A 16,930-nucleotide genomic window follows, 5' to 3' on the forward strand; every position below is an offset into this window, starting at 1 on the left:
GATCATTTTTATGGTTTTAAAAGAGATGTTTTTGTAGGGATAATGACGCGCTAACCGATTGAAAATGTGAGCTGGAGAAGGCTGATGCTGAAAGAAAACTTTGCTGAATTGCAATTATTTCTGGCGATTGCCCGGGAGCGAAGTTTTACCAAAGCGGCGGCAAAACTTGGCGTGTCACAGTCTGCGCTCAGCCATGCGATGAAGTCACTGGAAGAGCGTCTGAATGTGCGTCTGTTGACCCGTACAACCCGCAGTGTGGCGCCGACAGAAATGGGAGAGCAAATTATTGCCTGCCTCGAACCTCGCCTTGCCGATCTTGAGCATGAGTTGAGTGCCGTTATTGAACGGGATGGGCCGACCTCCGGCAATATTCGCTTGTCAGCAGGCGAACATGCCGTTCGCTATCTTCTGTGGCCAAAGCTGAAGCCGTTTCTGCATCAATATCCGCAAATTAATGTTGAACTGGTGGTTGATAACGGTCTTGTCAATATTGTTGAAGGGCGTTTTGATGCCGGCGTCAGATTAGGCGAAAGCGTTGATAAGGACATGATTGCCGTCAGGATTGGCCCGGATATGCGTATGGCGGTCGTTGCATCTCCTGACTATTTTTCGGCAATGGGGATTCCTGAAACACCTCATGATTTGCAGCATCATCGCTGCATTAATATGCGCCTGCCAACGGCAGGCGGCTTGTATCACTGGGAGTTTGAGAAAGAAGGAAAGTCACTGCGTGTTCAGGTTCAGGGGCAGTTGACATTTAATGTCTTAGATGAGCGACTGGATGCGGCAATATGCGGTTACGGCATTGCTTTTGTCCCTGAAGATAGCGTTGCGGATAAAGTTAATTCCGGCGAATTAGTCCAGGTTCTGCAAGACTGGTGTCCGACATTTCCAGGCTACTATCTCTATTATCCAAGTCGCAAACAGCACCCTCCCGCTTTTGCGTTGTTAATTGAAGCGTTGCGGTACAGGCAATAACCTCTATTGCTTAGCGCTCAATAAGCGCCTGAAGATTAGCTGGGTAACGCTCGCCAATGATTTTTACCGTCTCCAGCGCCTGTTCTATCTTCTGCATCTCCGTCTGAGAAAGGATGACATTAGCGGCGCCGAGGTTTTCCTCCAGACGGTGCAGTTTAGTGGTACCCGGAATCGGCACAATCCACGGTTTTTGCGCCATCAACCATGCCAGAGCAATTTGTGCTGGCGTCACGCCTTTTTCTACCGCTAATTCTCCCAGTAAGGTGACCAGCTTTTCATTAGCGGCAAGAGATTCTTCGCTAAAGCGCGGCACAATACTGCGGAAATCGTCTTTACCAAACGTCGTCCCGGACGTGATTGCACCAGTAAGGAAGCCTTTACCTAATGGACTAAAAGGCACGAAACCAATTCCCAGCTCTTCCAGCAACGGCAGGATCTCTTGTTCCGGTTCCCTCCACCACAGAGAATATTCGCTTTGCAAGGCTGTAACGGGTTGAACGGCATGAGCGCGGCGAATGGTTTGCGCACCCGCTTCGGAAAGACCGAAGTGTTTTACTTTACCTTCTGCAATCAGATCTTTAACTGCACCGGCAACGTCTTCGATTGGCACTTCCGGGTCAACGCGATGCTGATAAAGCAGATCGATAACATCAGTTTTAAGGCGACGAAGCGACCCTTCCACTGCTTTGCGAATATGCTCTGGACGGCTATTTAATACCCGTTCTTTGTTGCCATTGTCTAAGCTAAAACCAAATTTAGTGGCGATAACTACGCGATCGCGAAATGGTTGCAATGCTTCACCCACGACCTCTTCATTCAGATATGGGCCGTAAACTTCGGCAGTATCGAAGAAGGTCACACCGCGTTCTACTGCAGTTCGAATCAATTCAATTGCCTGACGAGTGTCGGTTGCTGGGCCATAACCATGACTAAGTCCCATACAGCCAAGTCCCAGCGACGATACTTCCAGCCCTGATTTTCCAAGATAACGTTTTTGCATAATTTTTTCCTCTCTGTCACGGTTATCGACGCTTTTCCCATACATTTCAGCAATCTTTGTTAGTTCGGGATGCTGGAATAAACCCTTTCTTCCTTCTGCAAATGGCGCCCGGGCTTCCGGCTGGATACCCCGGTTTTGCATCTGTTGTGGGGAAAGCATAGCGCGGGAGAATTTATTTGATTAGAGATGGTAATTTTCTTAGGTCTATGAATAAAATTCATAAATAGATATGCAGAGTGGGGAAGCCCCCTTTTGGCAAGAGAAGGCGTTCAAAAGGCGGAGTCCCTACAACTGAGAAATCCAGCTATCTGAACATATTGCTTTTTGAGAGCTTGTTTTGTGGGTGAAAATTAGCCAGGCATTGTTTGTTGCTGTCATTGTGATTTTACGCTGTAAAGATTTGGTTTAAAAATTGATGCCTGCATTTTTACTAAATGCAGAAGCCATTTCCTGTAATTACGGTATGGATTATATTAAGAGATAGTCATTTATTAATGGAAAAGAGTTGTTTTATTTTACGCTGAAAGGATTCAGTCTTAAATTAATTAATAATATTTAATGAGACAATTCTTATATTCCGATACTCAATTAGTGTTACCACTTTTTCTTGTATTAATAATCGAAACCAGAACTCTTTCAGTAAGTTGTATTTTAAGTTGATTTGGGGTCATAGATACATATAATGCCTCTATGTTCGAAGCTGGAAGTTAATGTAAGAATGATGTTGCAGTTGTTAATTTATAAAACGAATCCAGTGGAGATCTAACCTTATATTCATTTTTAAGCTGTGTATCTGACGTATACAGTTTTTAATATTATGCAGTCTGTTTGAATTTTTATTATCTCTCTCATGAACGGGAATAGTATTTAACTATTGTAGTTTATGAGTGTTTAGTTTTGTCTGGATGCTTGCTGGAGAATCTCATGAATAAAATATATCAGCTAAAGTGGAACAGGTCCCGTAGCTGTTGGTGTGTCTGTTCTGAACTGGGAAGCAGAATAAAAGGAAAGAAGGCAAAGGCAGTTTTAATTAGCGCGATAAGTTTATATTCATCTCTGGCAGTGTCCAATGATGTCATTGTGGACCAGGATAAGACTGTTGAGTTCGGTACAAGTAACCAGAGCATCAATTACCGTATTACAGTTACCGACAATGCCAACCTGGTTATCAATGCAACTGATTCTTCTCGTCCGCGTTTGACTCTCGCTTCTGGTGGCGGACTGGATATCACCGGAGGGAAGGTACATATCAATGGCCCGCTTAATTTTCTGCTAAAAGGAACGGGGTTCCTGAACGTTTCCAATGCGGGAAGTGAGTTGTATGCTGATGATCTATATGAATCAAACTCTGGCATGAGACATGATAAGGGCTATTTTAATGTCTCTAACGGTGGCAAAGTTCATGTTAAAGGCACCAGTCGCCTGACTTATTTGCAGGGCAACGTCAGTGGTGAAGGCAGCCAGGTAAATTCCGAAACCTTCTTTATGGGGGTTTATAGCAGTTACGGTGGTAATCAATTTCTGTCAGTTAATAACGGCGGTGAAGTTAATGCTCGTGAGCATATTAGTCTGGGCTATTATAATCAACGCTCCGATACGACACTCGCAGTTTCGGAAGGTGGTAAAATTTCTGCGCCGAAAATTAGTTTAAGCACCAACTCGGAATTGGCATTAGGTGCCCAGGAAGGGAAAGAGGCGAAGGCAGCAGGGATTATTGATGCCGAAAAAATTGAGTTTGTGTGGGCAGATACATCTGACAAGAAAATCACCTTAAACCACACGGATAAAAATGCGACTATTTCTGCGGATATTGTCAGTGGCAGCGAGGGGCTGGGCTATATCAATGCGCTCAATGGTACGACTTACTTAACCGGCGATAACTCTGCATTTAGCGGCAAAGTAACGATTGAGGAAAAGGGGGCTTTGGGAGTTACCCAAAATATAGGTACAGCAGATATCACTAACCGCGGGAAATTACATCTGAAGGCTGATGGTAACATGACCTTTGCCAATAAAATTTCTGGCAATGGAACGATCAGCATCGATAGTGGAACGGTTGCTTTGACCGGAAATAATTATGCATTCTATGGATATATCGATGTGGCTACTGATGCTGTCGCTGTTATTTCTGAAGACAGAAACATCGGTCGCGCGGATCTGGATGTTGATGGCAAATTGCAAATTAATGCCAATAAAGATTGGATATTTGATAACGATCTTCGAGGTAAAGGCATTGTTGAAATAAATATGGGGAATCACGCATTCTCCTTCGATGAGTATGCTTATACCGACTGGTTCCAGGGTTCTCTGGCATTTCAGAACACAACATTTAACCTGGAACAGAACGCCGAGTTTCTGGCGAAGGGCGGAGTGATAGCGGGTCAGGGAAGCCAGATAACGGTGGGTAAGGGCGCTCACTCCATTAGCACTCTGGGATTCTCCGGCGGAACTGTTGATTTTGGCGCCCTGGCAGCAGGTGCACAGATGACAGAAGGGACGGTCAACGTTAGCAAAACGCTGGATCTGCGGGGCGAGGGCGTTATTCAGGTAACTGACAGTGACGTTGTACGCTCTGTCTCCCGCGATATTGACTCTGCGTTATCGCTCACTGAAGTCGATGATGGCAATAGCACCATTCAACTGGTTGATGCAAAAGGTGCTAGCGTAGTCGGCGATGCTGGCAATCTGCAATTGCATGATCAAAATGGACAAATTCTCACCAGTAGTGCACAGCGCGATATTCAACAGAATGGGCAAAAGGCGGCTGTTGGCACTTACGACTATCGCCTGACAAGTGGGGTAAATAATGACGGCCTGTATATTGGCTATGGCCTGACGCAGCTTGATTTACAGGCTACCGACAGTAACGCCCTGGTGCTGAGCGCCAATGGTAAAAGCGAGAATGCTGCCGATCTCAGTGCGCAGATTACCGGCAGCGGCGATCTGGCGTTCAGTAGTCAGAAAGGTCAGACCGTATCGCTATCTAACAGGGATAACGACTATACCGGTATTACCGATCTGCGCAGCGGGGCACTCCTGCTGAATAATGATAACGTGTTGGGCAATACCCGCGAATTGCGCCTGGCCGCAGAGACTCAATTGGATATGAATGGTCATAGCCAGACCATTGGTACGCTTGATGGCGGCGTAGATTCTCTGCTTAACCTCAATGGCGGGAGTCTGACTCTTGCTAACGGAGGGCGTTCGGCCGGTTCGCTAACAGGAAATGGTGAGTTGAATATTCAGGGCGGTACGCTGGATATTGCGGCTGATAACAGCGGCCTGACGGCTAATATGAATATTGCAAACGGGGCCAGTGTTCTGGTGAGCCATGCACAAGGATTGGGGAGTGCAAACGTCGAGAACAACGGCACCCTGACACTGAATAACAAGGGTGAAAAGGCATTAACTTCTCCTGTGCAGTACACCCTGGGGGGGAATCTGACTAACAGCGGTACGCTGATGGCGGGGATGTCAGGTCAGCAAGCAGGTAATGAATTAATTATTAAAGGGAACTACCACGGTAATAACGGACAATTGGTGCTGAATACGGTGCTGGATGGCGATAATTCAGCTACGGATAAACTGGTCGTACAGGGAGATACCAGCGGATCGACTTCCGTTACGGTTAACAACGTTGGTGGGACTGGGGCTAAAACGCTCAATGGTATTGAACTCATCCATGTTGGCGGCAAATCTGAGGGGGAATTTGTTCAGGCAGGACGTATCGTGGCGGGGGCGTATGACTACACTCTTGCGCGTGGTCAGGGGGCGAATAGCGGCAACTGGTATTTGACCAGTGGGAATAATTCACCGGATCCGCAGCCGAATCCAGAGCCGACGCCGACTCCAAAGCCAGAACCGACGCCAACACCGACGCCGACGCCAACACCTGATTCCGGTCAGAATCTGGATAATGACCTGCGTCCTGAAGCTGGCAGCTACACTGCGAACCTTGCAGCAGCTAATACGATGTTTACTACGCGACTGCATGATCGTTCAGGAAATACGTACTATACCGACATGGTGACTGGCGAGCAGAAACAAACCACCATGTGGATGCGACATGAAGGAGGCCACAATAAATGGCGTGATGGAAGCGGTCAGCTAAAAACCCAGAGCAATCGTTATGTTCTACAACTGGGTGGTGATATCGCGCAGTGGAGCCAAAACGGCGGCGATCGTTGGCATTTGGGAGTAATGGCGGGTTACGGCAACAGTGATAGCAAAACAATCTCGTCGCGAACTGGTTATCGCTCGAAAGCGAGTGTGAACGGATACAGCACGGGTCTGTATGCCACCTGGTATGCCAATGACGAGTCGCGTAATGGGGCGTATCTTGATAGTTGGGTGCAGTACAGTTGGTTTGATAACACCGTGAAAGGCGATGATTTACAAAGTGAATCTTATAAATCGAAAGGATTCACCGCTTCGCTGGAGACGGGATATCGACAAAAACTGACCGAATTTATGGGAAGTCAGGGAACGCGTAATGAATGGTATGTGCAGCCGCAAGCGCAGGTTACCTGGATGGGGATCAAAGCAGATAAACATCGCGAAAGCAATGGCACTCGAGTCAGCAGTGAAGGTGATGGTAATATTCAGACCCGTCTTGGTGTAAAAACCTGGCTGAAGAGCCACCATAAAATGGACGACGGTAAATCTCGCGAATTCCAGCCATTTGCTGAAGTGAACTGGTTGCATAATAGTAAGGATTTCAGTACTCGCATGGACCGTGTTGCCGTGTATCAGGATGGCTCTCGCAATATTGCAGAGGTAAAAGCCGGTGTGGAAGGTCAGATAAATTCCCATCTGAATGTATGGGGAAATGTCGGCGTTCAGGTTGCTGATAAAGGGTATAACGATACCTCGGCGACGATTGGCGTTAAATGGTCATTCTGATCTGAATAATCTGTTGAGGAAAAGAGAGCCGAATTTGGCATAATTCGGCTCTTTGAATCAATTATTCTTGCCGTCAGCTTTTCCGTCGCAGGGGAAACAATCGGAGTTGGCTGACGCACATGATTTAATCAATGGTGTGTTAAATGGGTTCTTATGATTTGAGTGTTTTTCTGAAAGAGTTCGGGGCAACGGTTAATTTAGCGTTGCCTGACATTGTGTCCGAAAAAGAACGGCTTTTACTCAAGCTGTTGATGGAGGGGATGTCGGTTACAGAAATCTCACAGTACAGAAATCGCAGTGCAAAGACAATTTCACATCAAAAGAAGCAACTGTATGAAAAATTAGGGATCCAGAGCGATATCACCTTCTGGCGGGATATCTTTTTTCAGTATCATCCGCAGGTAGTCTCCGCCACGGGAAGTAAAAATAAATTTTATATCCCTGACAACCATTTTCATCATGTTATCACGCCTGAAGCCATCAGCCTGGCGCTGGAAAACCATGAGTTCAAACCGTGGATTCAACCCGTTTTCTGTGCACAAACAGGTGAATTAACCGGCTGCGAAATCCTGGTTCGTTGGGAACATCCGCAAACGGGAATAATCCCGCCGGATCAGTTCATCCCGCTGGCAGAATCTTCCGGTCTTATTGTGATAATGACCCGTCAGTTGATGAAACAAACAGCAGATATTCTGTTGCCGGTAAAACATTTGCTACCGGACAATTTCCATATTGGGATTAACGTGTCCGCAGGCTGTTTCATGGCATCCGGGTTTGAGCGTGAGTGCCTTCACCTGGTGAAAAAATTAGGGGATAACAAAATTAAATTGGTTCTGGAATTAACTGAACGCAATCCGATCCCTGTTACACCAGAGGCCAGAGCGATATTTGACAGCTTACACCGACATAACATTACTTTTGCCCTGGACGATTTTGGTACCGGTTATGCGACCTATCGCTACTTGCAAGCGTTTCCGGTCGATTTTATTAAAATTGATAAATCGTTTGTGCAAATGGCGAGTGTTGACGAAATTTCTGGTCATATTGTGGACAATATTGTCGAGCTGGCACGTAAGCCGGGTCTTAATATTGTTGCGGAAGGGGTGGAAACTCAGGAGCAGGCCGATTTAATGATCGGGAAAGGCGTTCACTTTTTGCAAGGGTATTTGTTTTCTCCGCCGGTACCGGGTGAGAAATTTGTCACTGAATGGGTTAAAAAAGGAATGGGTGTTTCACTGGGAACAAGAAACAAATAGCTTCGCAACTGTTTCGGGGCCTGTGAGAGAGTTGCTCTTAGCAGCTCTCCCGATGCAGTAAATCCTGATAAATCTCAGTTAATATCCCTTTTGACGCAAACTGTTTTTTAATCCACTGCGTCACCTGACCCGTAGCAGAGTGCTGGGTTGCCAGTAACATGCGCGAATCCTGACGCGGATTATGGATTTGCCGGGTAACCAGCAGTGATTGCGCCATCGCCTCGCGAACCATGTAATCAGGCAAAAAACCGATACCTTCGCCCAGGATCTGGCATTGGCATTTAGTATTGAAATCAGGCACCAGGATTGATTCCTGACCGTGCAGCAACCAACCCACTTTTTTATTAATGGTATGCGCAGTGTCTTCTACCATGATGTTGGGATAAAGGCGTAACTGGCTTTCGGCTATTGGTTCTGGCATAAAGGCCAGCGGATGATCCGGGGCGATAGCAAATGCCCAGCGAATGGCGCCAATCTCGGTGTAATCAATACCGCCGCCGTCCAGCAGGGTATCGGGAGCGCCAATGGCAATATTTGCCTGATTATTAATAATGGCGTCCCAGACGCCGTTATACACCTCGGTGGTGACAGTAATCTGGCAAGTGGGAAACTGCTTTTTCAGCACTTGTAATAAGCGCGCGGTGTGTCTGGGCGTATAAAGCAACTGATTAATACAAATTCGAATACGCGCTTCTATACCCTGTGAAATGGTATCGATGCTGCGCTTGATGGCGTGGAAATCATTCAGCAGATCGGTGGCCTTGCGAAAAAAATAACGCCCGGATTCCGTTAGCTCAATATTGCGGGTGTTGCGAGTAAAGAGCACAACATCCAGCCCTGTCTCCATTCGCTTAATCGTGTAGCTAATGGCGGAAGTGGTTAACCCCAATTCATCCGCGGCTTTACTAAAGCTGCCAAAACGTGCGGCGGTAGTAAACGCCAACAGGTTTTCTTCAGTAAAAATTGAGTTCATTAAACCATTCCCGCCATTATCTAATCTGAGTTTCTCCAACCATGACTGTAGAGATATTGACTAAAGATGGGTAATCATTTTTGAATAACTTTTAATACCCATCGCTTTTTGTTGTTGTTTCGCTCAATTTTCGCCCGCTATATTCAGAAATTATCCCTACACAGTTACCCGCCAGAAAACCCAGTATCGTCACCGTCCAGTTAAGTCCGCTGGCAAAAAACAGCGTCATGCCCAGAAAGCCGCCGGGAATGAACGACAGTAACCAGAAGCGCCCTTGCCAGACCACTACCGCTGAAAATGGTACGGTGGTAATCACGCTGGCCCAGAAGCTGGAAAGCCCGCTCACGGAAGCCAGCCAGCCGGAGGTCAGTGCGGCGAAAAATGCCCAAACCATCCCGGAATAATTGACGGCAAGGCTCTTGATAAACCCCGATTTACCGCCGCCTGCGGCATAAAAACTACAAAAGGCGACGAAGCCAATCGTTCCTAATAATTCCCATCCTTGAGAGACTCCGATATGTGATGACACCATCTGCCAAAGGCCTGCGCAAATCCCCACGGTGATCCCTGTTGCAGTGAGTCCGTTCATCTTGTTCTCCTCTGGTTAGAATTGAATAGGTGTTGCTCTTACATGTGCAGACTATAGAGAAATAAAACCCAATTGAGTGAAAGGGTATCGGGGCAAAGAAACAAATATTGCACTACCGCACACGGCTTAATGATTGTTGAATGATATTCAACAAAAAGGCGAAATATGGCGAATTAAATTTAAGCGGGTTCTTTTATCAGATTATCATTGCTATTCTCAATTCATCGAAAACAGCCACAAAAACCAGGGGAATGTGAATGACTATAAAAAATCTACCTGCCGACTATTTATTGGCTGCACAACAGGGCGATATCGATAAAGTAAAAACCTGTCTTGCGCTGGGCGTCGATATTAATACCTGCGATCGCCAGGGGAAAACGGCAATTACGCTGGCAAGTTTATATCAGCAATATGCTTGCGTGCAGGTGTTAATTGATGCCGGGGCAGATATTAATAAACAGGATAAGACCTGTTTAAATCCTTTTTTAATAAGCTGCCTGACCGGTGATTTAACGCTACTACGAATTATTTTACCGGCTAAACCCGATCTTAATTGCGTAACCCGTTTTGGCGGTGTCGGCCTGACGCCAGCCTGTGAAAAAGGCCATTTAAGTATTGTAAAAGAGCTTTTGGCAAATACGGAGATTAACGTTAACCAGACCAACCATGTTGGCTGGACGCCACTACTGGAAGCGATTGTGCTTAATGATGGCGGGATTAAACAGCAGGCGATTGTCCAGTTATTGCTGGAACACGGCGCCAGTCCGCACATGACGGATAAGTATGGCAAAACACCGCTGGAACTGGCGCGGGAGCGCGGTTTTGAAGAGATTGCGCAGCTGCTGATTGTCGCAGGCGCATAACCCAGGAGGCTTGCTATCAACACACCAGAAAGACGGTGTGTGTGGGCGCTAACTGCGGATACGGATTTTCTGGCGCAGCGGGGTCAAGGACAGGTTGAACAGGTCTTTGCCAGAGCGGTAAATATCGCACTCCCGGCCCGCCAGCAGTTGCTGACGCTGCTTTGTGAAGAGTACGACAATGCGCCAAACAGTTGTCGGTTGGCACTCACTCACTTTGATGGTCTGTTCCGTCATGGTGATAAGGTTCAGTTTGACGAACAAGTCATTACGGTTGGTCAACATCTTCATATAGAGATGAGTCATTGCCGGATTTGGCACTCCCCAACATGGCAAATGACGGCTGAAAATTTTCGCCTTATCACCTGGCAACAGTGGCACGACATTATTCATCAGCACCTGGGGGAAAATGAAACCCTGTTTAATTATCGCGGCGATAATCCGTTTTATCAGGCATTAAATAAAGAATTACATATCAGGAGACACGCGCTTATTCAGGCAGTAATCGATAAACAAAATATCGACTCAGCGGTCGCCAGTATGATGGGCTTAGGGATTGGCCTTACGCCATCAGCCGACGATTATTTAACAGGTCTGGCGCTTATTTTATTTATTCCCGGGCACCCGGCGGAAAAATACAAAGAGCAATTTTATCTTGGTCTGCAACGCGGCAGAAATAATACCACATTACTAAGTGCCATAACGCTGGAAGCCGCATTACAACAACGCAGTCGGGAAAATATTCATCGTTTTATTTACAACATTATTTATGACATCCCTGGGAACGCAACCCAGGCAATAGAAAAAATTAAACATATTGGCTCCAGTTCCGGCTGCGACATGCTGTATGGCATGGCCGATGGTTGTGCGCTGAGTCAAACCTACGGAGGGAATTATGTCAGTTAAAATAGTCATTAAACCGAATACCTATTTTGATTCGGTCTCGCTGATGTCTATCTCCACACGTGCAAATAAACTCGACGGCGTCGAGCAGGCATTTGTGGCGATGGCGACCGAAATGAACAAAGGCGTTCTGAAGAATTTAGGACTGCTGACGCCGGAGCTGGAACAGGCGAAAAACGGTGACCTGATGATTGTCATCAACGGCAAAGCGGGCGCGGACAACGAGCAGTTGCTGGTGGAGATTGAAGAGCTGTTCAACACTAAAGCGCAAAGCGGCTCGCATGAAGCGCGTTACGCCACTATTGCCAGCGCCAAAAAGCATATCCTGGAAAGTAACCTAGCAGTGATTTCGGTCAACGGTCTGTTTGCCGCTCGCGAAGCGCGTCAGGCGCTGCAAAACGATCTTAACGTGATGCTGTTTTCCGATAACGTCTCGGTTGAAGATGAACTGGCGCTCAAGCAACTGGCCCACGAAAAAGGGCTGCTGATGATGGGGCCAGACTGTGGCACGGCGATTATCAACGGCGCGGCGCTCTGCTTTGGTAACGCTGTGCGTCGCGGCAACATCGGTATTGTTGGCGCATCCGGCACCGGCAGTCAGGAACTGAGCGTCCGCATTCATGAATTTGGCGGCGGCGTTTCGCAACTGATTGGCACTGGCGGGCGCGACCTGAGCGAGAAAATCGGCGGCCTGATGATGCTCGACGCTATCGGGATGCTGGAAAATGACCCGCAAACTGAAATCATTGTGCTTATCTCCAAACCGCCTGCGCCTGCGGTGGCACGCAAAGTGCTGGAACGTGCGCGCGACTGTCGCAAACTGGTGGTGGTCTGCTTCCTCGGTCGTGGTGAAACGCCAGTGGATGAGCAGGGGCTACAGTTTGCCCGCGGTACTAAAGAGGCGGCGCTGAAAGCGGTGATGCTCTCCGGCGTGAAACAAGAACATCTCGACCTGCATACCCTGAACCAACCGTTGATTGCGGATGTCCGCGCTCGCCTGAAACCGCAGCAGAAATACATTCGTGGCCTGTTCTGCGGCGGCACGCTGTGCGACGAAACCATGTTCGCGGTGATGGAAAAACACGGCGATGTCTACAGCAATATTCAGCCCGATCCTGAATTTCGCCTGCAAGATATCAACCGCAGCATCAAACACACCTTCCTCGACTTTGGCGATGACGACTTCACCAACGGCAAGCCGCACCCGATGATTGACCCCACCAACCGCATCAGCCGCTTGATCGAAGAAGCGCGCGATCCACAGGTGGCGGTGATCGTGATGGATTTTGTGCTCGGATTTGGATCGCATGAAGATCCGGTCGGTTCCACCATCAAGGCGATCAAAGAAGCGAAAGCGATCGCCGCTGCCGAAGGACGCGAGTTGATCATTCTCGCCTATGTGCTGGGCACCGATCTCGATACGCCATCATTAGAACAACAAAGCCAGATGCTGCTTGATGCCGGGGTAATTCTGGCCAGCAGCAGCACCAATACCGGATTACTGGCGCGTGAATTTATCTGCAAAGGGGAGGAAGCCTGATGAACCCGTCACTGTTTAGCCAACCGTTGAACGTTATTAACGCCGGCATCGCCATGTTTAGCGATGACCTGAAAAAGCAGCATGTAGAAGTGACCCAACTCGACTGGACGCCGCCGGGGCAGGGCAATATGCAGGTGGTGCAGGCGCTGGACAACATTGTCGATTCGCCGCTGGCGGACAAAATCGCCGCCGCTAACCAGCAGGCGCTGGAGCGCATTATCCAGTCGCATCCGGTGCTGATTGGTTTTGATCAGGCCATTAACGTGGTGCCGGGCATGACGCCGAAAACCATTCTTCACGCCGGACCACCAGTGACCTGGGAAAAAATGTGCGGCGCGATGAAAGGCGCGGTCACCGGGGCGCTGGTGTTCGAAGGGCTGGCAAAAGATCTCGACGAGGCGGCTGAACTGGCGGCTTCCGGGGAGATCACTTTCTCGCCGTGCCACGAACATGACTGCGTGGGGTCGATGGCGGGCGTTACCTCTGCCTCGATGTTTATGCACATCGTGAAAAACAAAACCTACGGCAACGTCGCTTACACCAACATGAGCGAGCAGATGGCGAAGATTTTGCGTATGGGTGCCAACGATCAGAGCGTGATTGACCGCCTCAACTGGATGCGCGATGTGCAGGGGCCAATGCTGCGTGACGCGATGAAAATTATCGGCGAGATCGATCTGCGCTTAATGCTGGCGCAGGCGTTGCATATGGGCGATGAGTGCCATAACCGCAATAACGCCGGGACGACGCTGCTGATTCAGGCGCTGACGCCGGGGATTATTCAGGCAGGTTATTCCGTCGAGCAACAGCGCGAAGTGTTTGAGTTTGTCGCCAGCAGCGACTACTTCTCCGGCCCGACGTGGATGGCGATGTGTAAAGCGGCGATGGATGCGGCGCACGGCATCGAATACAGCACCGTGGTGACCACCATGGCGCGTAACGGCGTCGAGTTCGGCCTGCGGGTTAGCGGCCTGCCGGGGCAGTGGTTTACCGGCCCGGCGCAGCAGGTCATCGGCCCGATGTTTGCCGGTTATAAGCCGGAAGATTCAGGGCTGGATATTGGCGACAGCGCCATCACCGAAACCTACGGTATTGGCGGATTTGCGATGGCGACCGCGCCTGCGATCGTCGCGCTGGTGGGCGGCACGGTGGAAGAGGCTATCGATTTCTCCCGTCAGATGCGTGAAATCACCCTCGGTGAAAACCCCAACGTCACCATTCCGCTACTGGGGTTTATGGGCGTGCCATCGGCAATCGACATCACCCGCGTGGGTAGCAGCGGCATTCTGCCGGTGATCAACACCGCCATCGCTCATAAAGATGCGGGCGTCGGCATGATTGGCGCGGGTATTGTGCATCCACCTTTTGCCTGCTTTGAGAAAGCCATTCTTGGCTGGTGCGAGCGTTACGGCGTTTGACCTGCAAAGCGCGCGTTGTTCATGCCGGATGCGGCGTGAACGCCTTATCCGGCCTACGGATGGCGCGAGAATCTGTAGGCCTGATAAGCGTAGCGCATCAGGCAATTTGACGTTGGTCATAACCCCATCACCCTCTGTCGCGGACATAACAATATGAAAGAACTTGTGGTCGTTGCCATTGGTGGCAACAGCATTATCAAAGATAACGCCAGCCAGTCGATTGAGCATCAGGCGGAGGCGGTGAAAGCCGTCGCCGACACAGTGCTGGAAATGCTGGCTTCCGATTACGACATTGTGCTGACCCACGGCAACGGGCCACAGGTCGGGCTGGATTTACGCCGTGCGGAGATTGCCCACGAGCGCGAAGGTCTGCCGCTAACGCCGCTGGCGAACTGTGTGGCGGATACGCAAGGCGGCATCGGCTACCTGATACAACAGGCGCTGAACAACCGACTGGCGCGTCACGGCGAGAAAAAAGCCGTCACCGTGGTGACTCAAGTAGAAGTAGATAAAAACGATCCGGGGTTTGCTCATCCCACCAAGCCCATCGGCGCATTCTTTAGTGAAAGCCAGCGTGACGAATTACAAAAAGCAAACCCTGACTGGCGCTTTGTTGAAGATGCCGGACGGGGCTATCGCCGCGTGGTTGCCTCGCCGGAACCACAACGTATTGTCGAAGCACCTGCCATTAAGGCGCTGATCCAACAAGGCTTTGTAGTGATTGGCGCGGGCGGCGGCGGAATTCCGGTGGTGCGCAGCGAAGCAGGAGATTACCAAAGCGTGGACGCGGTTATCGACAAAGATCTCTCTACTGCGCTGTTAGCCCGTGAAATTCACGCCGACATTCTGGTGATCACCACCGGCGTGGAAAAAGTGAGTATCCACTTTGGCAAACCGCAGCAGCAGGCGCTGGATCGCGTAGATATTGCCACCATGACCCGCTATATGCAGGAAGGGCATTTTCCGCCTGGCAGCATGTTGCCAAAAATCATCGCCAGTCTGACATTCCTGGAACAAGGCGGCAAAGAAGTGATTATCACCACGCCGGAATGCCTGCCAGCGGCGCTGCGCGGTGAAACGGGCACCCATATTATTAAAACGTAAGGACGTAAGATGAAAGAAAACAATAGCCGCCGTGAGTTTCTCAGCCAAAGCGGTAAGATGGTCACCGCCGCCGCGCTGTTTGGTACCTCTGTGCCGCTCGCCCATGCGGCAGTTTCTGGCACCATCCACTGCGACGCAAATAACACCATGAAAATCACTGACCCGCACTATTATCTCGACAACGTGCTGCTGGAAATCGGTTTTGACTACGAAAATGGTGTGGCTGTGCAGACTCGCACGGCGCGCCAGACCGTGGAGATTCAGGACGGCAAAATTGTTGCCTTGCGCGAGAACAAACAGCACCCGGATGCTACGCTGCCGCACTATGATACTGGCGGTAAGTTGATGTTGCCCACTACCCGCGACATGCATATTCATCTCGACAAAACCTTTTATGGCGGGCCGTGGCGCTCACTCAATCGCCCGGCAGGCACCACCATCCAGGACATGATCACGCTCGAGCAGAAAATGCTGCCGGAGCTGCAACCCTACACTCAGGCGCGGGCGGAAAAACTGATCGATTTATTGCAATCGAAAGGCACCACTATCGCCCGTAGCCACTGCAATATTGAACCGGTTTCCGGTCTGAAAAATCTGCAAAATTTGCAGGCGGTGCTGGCGCGACGTCAGACGGGCTTCGAGTGTGAAATCGTCGCCTTCCCGCAGCACGGTTTACTGCTGTCGAAATCGGAACCTTTGATGCGAGAAGCGATGCAGGCAGGGGCACATTACGTCGGCGGGCTGGACCCGACCAGTGTTGATGGCGCGATGGAAAAATCCCTCGATACCATGTTCCAGATTGCGCTGGACTACGACAAAGGTGTCGATATCCACCTGCACGAAACCACTCCGGCGGGCGTGGCAGCCATCAATTATATGGTGGAAACGGTGGAGAAAACGCCGCAACTGAAAGGCAAGCTGACCATCAGCCACGCCTTTGCGCTGGCAACGCTCAACGAGCAACAGGTAGATGAACTGGCGAATCGCATGGTGGCGCAGCAAATTTCTATTGCCTCGACGGTGCCAATTGGCACGCTACATATGCCGCTCAAACAGTTACACGATAAAGGCGTAAAAGTGATGACCGGCACCGACAGCGTTATCGACCACTGGTCGCCTTACGGCCTGGGCGACATGCTGGAAAAAGCCAATCTTTATGCGCAGCTTTATATTCGTCCTAACGAACAGAATTTATCCCGCTCGCTGTTTTTAGCCACCGGTGACGTATTGCCGCTGAATGAAAAAGGCGAGCGCGTGTGGCCAAAAGCGCAGGATGACGCCAGCTTTGTGCTGGTGGACGCCTCCTGTTCTGCCGAAGCGGTGGCGCGTATCTCGCCGAGAGTGGCAACCTTCCATAAAGGACAACTGGTATGGGGAAGTGTGGCGGGGTGATACATATTTGATGCA

The 16,930-nt window shown here is 49.6% G+C and carries 12 protein-coding genes; 9 read left to right on the forward strand and 3 right to left on the reverse strand.

The genetic code is table 11. From position 1 onward, the window contains the following. Nucleotides 1-84 precede the first annotated feature (84 nt). A complete protein-coding gene (locus tag PS053_RS19625; RefSeq protein WP_044712046.1) occupies nt 85-978 on the forward strand; it encodes a LysR family transcriptional regulator in 894 nt (297 codons plus the stop codon). A 10-nt stretch (nt 979-988) separates the two neighbouring features. Here the strand turns inward: PS053_RS19625 and PS053_RS19630 are convergent, their stop codons facing one another. Beyond that, nucleotides 989-1,978, reverse strand: a complete 990-nt coding sequence (locus PS053_RS19630; protein ID WP_256879074.1) for an aldo/keto reductase — start codon at nt 1,976-1,978, stop codon at nt 989-991. A gap of 924 nt (nt 1,979-2,902) precedes the next feature. Between PS053_RS19630 and PS053_RS19635 the strand changes: the two genes are divergently transcribed. Both PS053_RS19635 and PS053_RS19640 read left to right on the forward strand, forming a co-directional pair. Beyond that, the gene (locus PS053_RS19635) at nt 2,903-6,880 is read left to right on the forward strand and encodes an autotransporter outer membrane beta-barrel domain-containing protein (RefSeq protein WP_256879073.1); all 3,978 of its coding nucleotides are present in this window, start codon (nt 2,903-2,905) and stop codon (nt 6,878-6,880) included. Between the two features lie 143 nt (nt 6,881-7,023). After that, nucleotides 7,024-8,136 (forward strand): EAL domain-containing protein, encoded by a 1,113-nt coding sequence (locus PS053_RS19640; RefSeq protein ID WP_000536082.1) that lies wholly within the window; start codon nt 7,024-7,026, stop codon nt 8,134-8,136. Nucleotides 8,137-8,173: 37 nt separating this feature from the next. Here PS053_RS19640 and PS053_RS19645 read toward each other — a convergent pair whose 3' ends face one another. Together PS053_RS19645 and PS053_RS19650 are read right to left on the reverse strand one after the other, a co-directional pair. Beyond that, nucleotides 8,174-9,109 carry a LysR substrate-binding domain-containing protein gene (locus PS053_RS19645; RefSeq protein WP_001084378.1) on the reverse strand — a complete coding sequence of 312 codons (936 nt, stop codon included), beginning with the start codon at nt 9,107-9,109 and terminating at the stop codon, nt 8,174-8,176. 91 nt (nt 9,110-9,200) lie between these two features. Then, nucleotides 9,201-9,698, reverse strand: coding sequence for a DUF1097 domain-containing protein (locus tag PS053_RS19650; RefSeq protein WP_059216706.1), 498 nt, complete (start codon nt 9,696-9,698; stop codon nt 9,201-9,203). 257 nt (nt 9,699-9,955) lie between these two features. Here PS053_RS19650 and PS053_RS19655 point away from each other — a divergent pair, with 257 nt between their 5' ends. The 6 genes from PS053_RS19655 (at nt 9,956) to PS053_RS19685 (ending at nt 16,915) form a co-directional block, all read left to right on the forward strand. Continuing rightward, nucleotides 9,956-10,561, forward strand: coding sequence for an ankyrin repeat domain-containing protein (locus PS053_RS19655; RefSeq protein ID WP_059214941.1), 606 nt, complete (start codon nt 9,956-9,958; stop codon nt 10,559-10,561). A gap of 39 nt (nt 10,562-10,600) precedes the next feature. Continuing rightward, nucleotides 10,601-11,464: an oxamate carbamoyltransferase subunit AllH family protein gene (locus tag PS053_RS19660; RefSeq protein ID WP_256879072.1), complete on the forward strand. Its 864-nt coding sequence runs from the start codon at nt 10,601-10,603 to the stop codon at nt 11,462-11,464. Then, on the forward strand, nt 11,454-13,001 hold the full coding sequence (fdrA, locus tag PS053_RS19665; protein ID WP_256879071.1) for an acyl-CoA synthetase FdrA: 1,548 nt from the start codon (nt 11,454-11,456) through the stop codon (nt 12,999-13,001). The genes PS053_RS19660 and fdrA overlap by 11 nt, the downstream gene beginning before the upstream one ends. Then, nucleotides 13,001-14,419 (forward strand): YlbE family protein, encoded by a 1,419-nt coding sequence (locus PS053_RS19670; RefSeq protein WP_256879070.1) that lies wholly within the window; start codon nt 13,001-13,003, stop codon nt 14,417-14,419. Before fdrA ends, PS053_RS19670 begins: the two co-directional genes overlap by 1 nt. A 153-nt stretch (nt 14,420-14,572) precedes the next feature. Beyond that, entirely contained in the window at nt 14,573-15,523 is a 951-nt protein-coding gene (locus PS053_RS19680) for a carbamate kinase family protein (protein ID WP_137651129.1), read from the forward strand. A 9-nt stretch (nt 15,524-15,532) separates the two neighbouring features. Next, nucleotides 15,533-16,915 carry an amidohydrolase family protein gene (locus PS053_RS19685; protein ID WP_059225103.1) on the forward strand — a complete coding sequence of 461 codons (1,383 nt, stop codon included), beginning with the start codon at nt 15,533-15,535 and terminating at the stop codon, nt 16,913-16,915. Nucleotides 16,916-16,930: the final 15 nt, after the last annotated feature.

This window comes from Escherichia albertii, from assembly GCF_028622335.1.
Lineage (GTDB): Bacteria > Pseudomonadota > Gammaproteobacteria > Enterobacterales > Enterobacteriaceae > Escherichia > Escherichia albertii.

Excerpts from the sequence above, each read along its gene's own strand:
- PS053_RS19625 (WP_044712046.1), top strand. The coding sequence starts at position 85 with ATGCTGAAAGAAAACTTTGCTGAATTGCAATTATTTCTGGCGATTGCC.
- PS053_RS19630 (WP_256879074.1), bottom strand. The coding sequence starts at position 1,978 with ATGCAAAAACGTTATCTTGGAAAATCAGGGCTGGAAGTATCGTCGCTG.
- PS053_RS19635 (WP_256879073.1), top strand. The coding sequence starts at position 2,903 with ATGAATAAAATATATCAGCTAAAGTGGAACAGGTCCCGTAGCTGTTGG.
- PS053_RS19640 (WP_000536082.1), top strand. The coding sequence starts at position 7,024 with ATGGGTTCTTATGATTTGAGTGTTTTTCTGAAAGAGTTCGGGGCAACG.
- PS053_RS19645 (WP_001084378.1), bottom strand. The coding sequence starts at position 9,109 with ATGAACTCAATTTTTACTGAAGAAAACCTGTTGGCGTTTACTACCGCC.
- PS053_RS19650 (WP_059216706.1), bottom strand. The coding sequence starts at position 9,698 with ATGAACGGACTCACTGCAACAGGGATCACCGTGGGGATTTGCGCAGGC.
- PS053_RS19655 (WP_059214941.1), top strand. The coding sequence starts at position 9,956 with ATGACTATAAAAAATCTACCTGCCGACTATTTATTGGCTGCACAACAG.
- fdrA (WP_256879071.1), top strand. The coding sequence starts at position 11,454 with ATGTCAGTTAAAATAGTCATTAAACCGAATACCTATTTTGATTCGGTC.
- PS053_RS19670 (WP_256879070.1), top strand. The coding sequence starts at position 13,001 with ATGAACCCGTCACTGTTTAGCCAACCGTTGAACGTTATTAACGCCGGC.
- PS053_RS19680 (WP_137651129.1), top strand. The coding sequence starts at position 14,573 with ATGAAAGAACTTGTGGTCGTTGCCATTGGTGGCAACAGCATTATCAAA.
- PS053_RS19685 (WP_059225103.1), top strand. The coding sequence starts at position 15,533 with ATGAAAGAAAACAATAGCCGCCGTGAGTTTCTCAGCCAAAGCGGTAAG.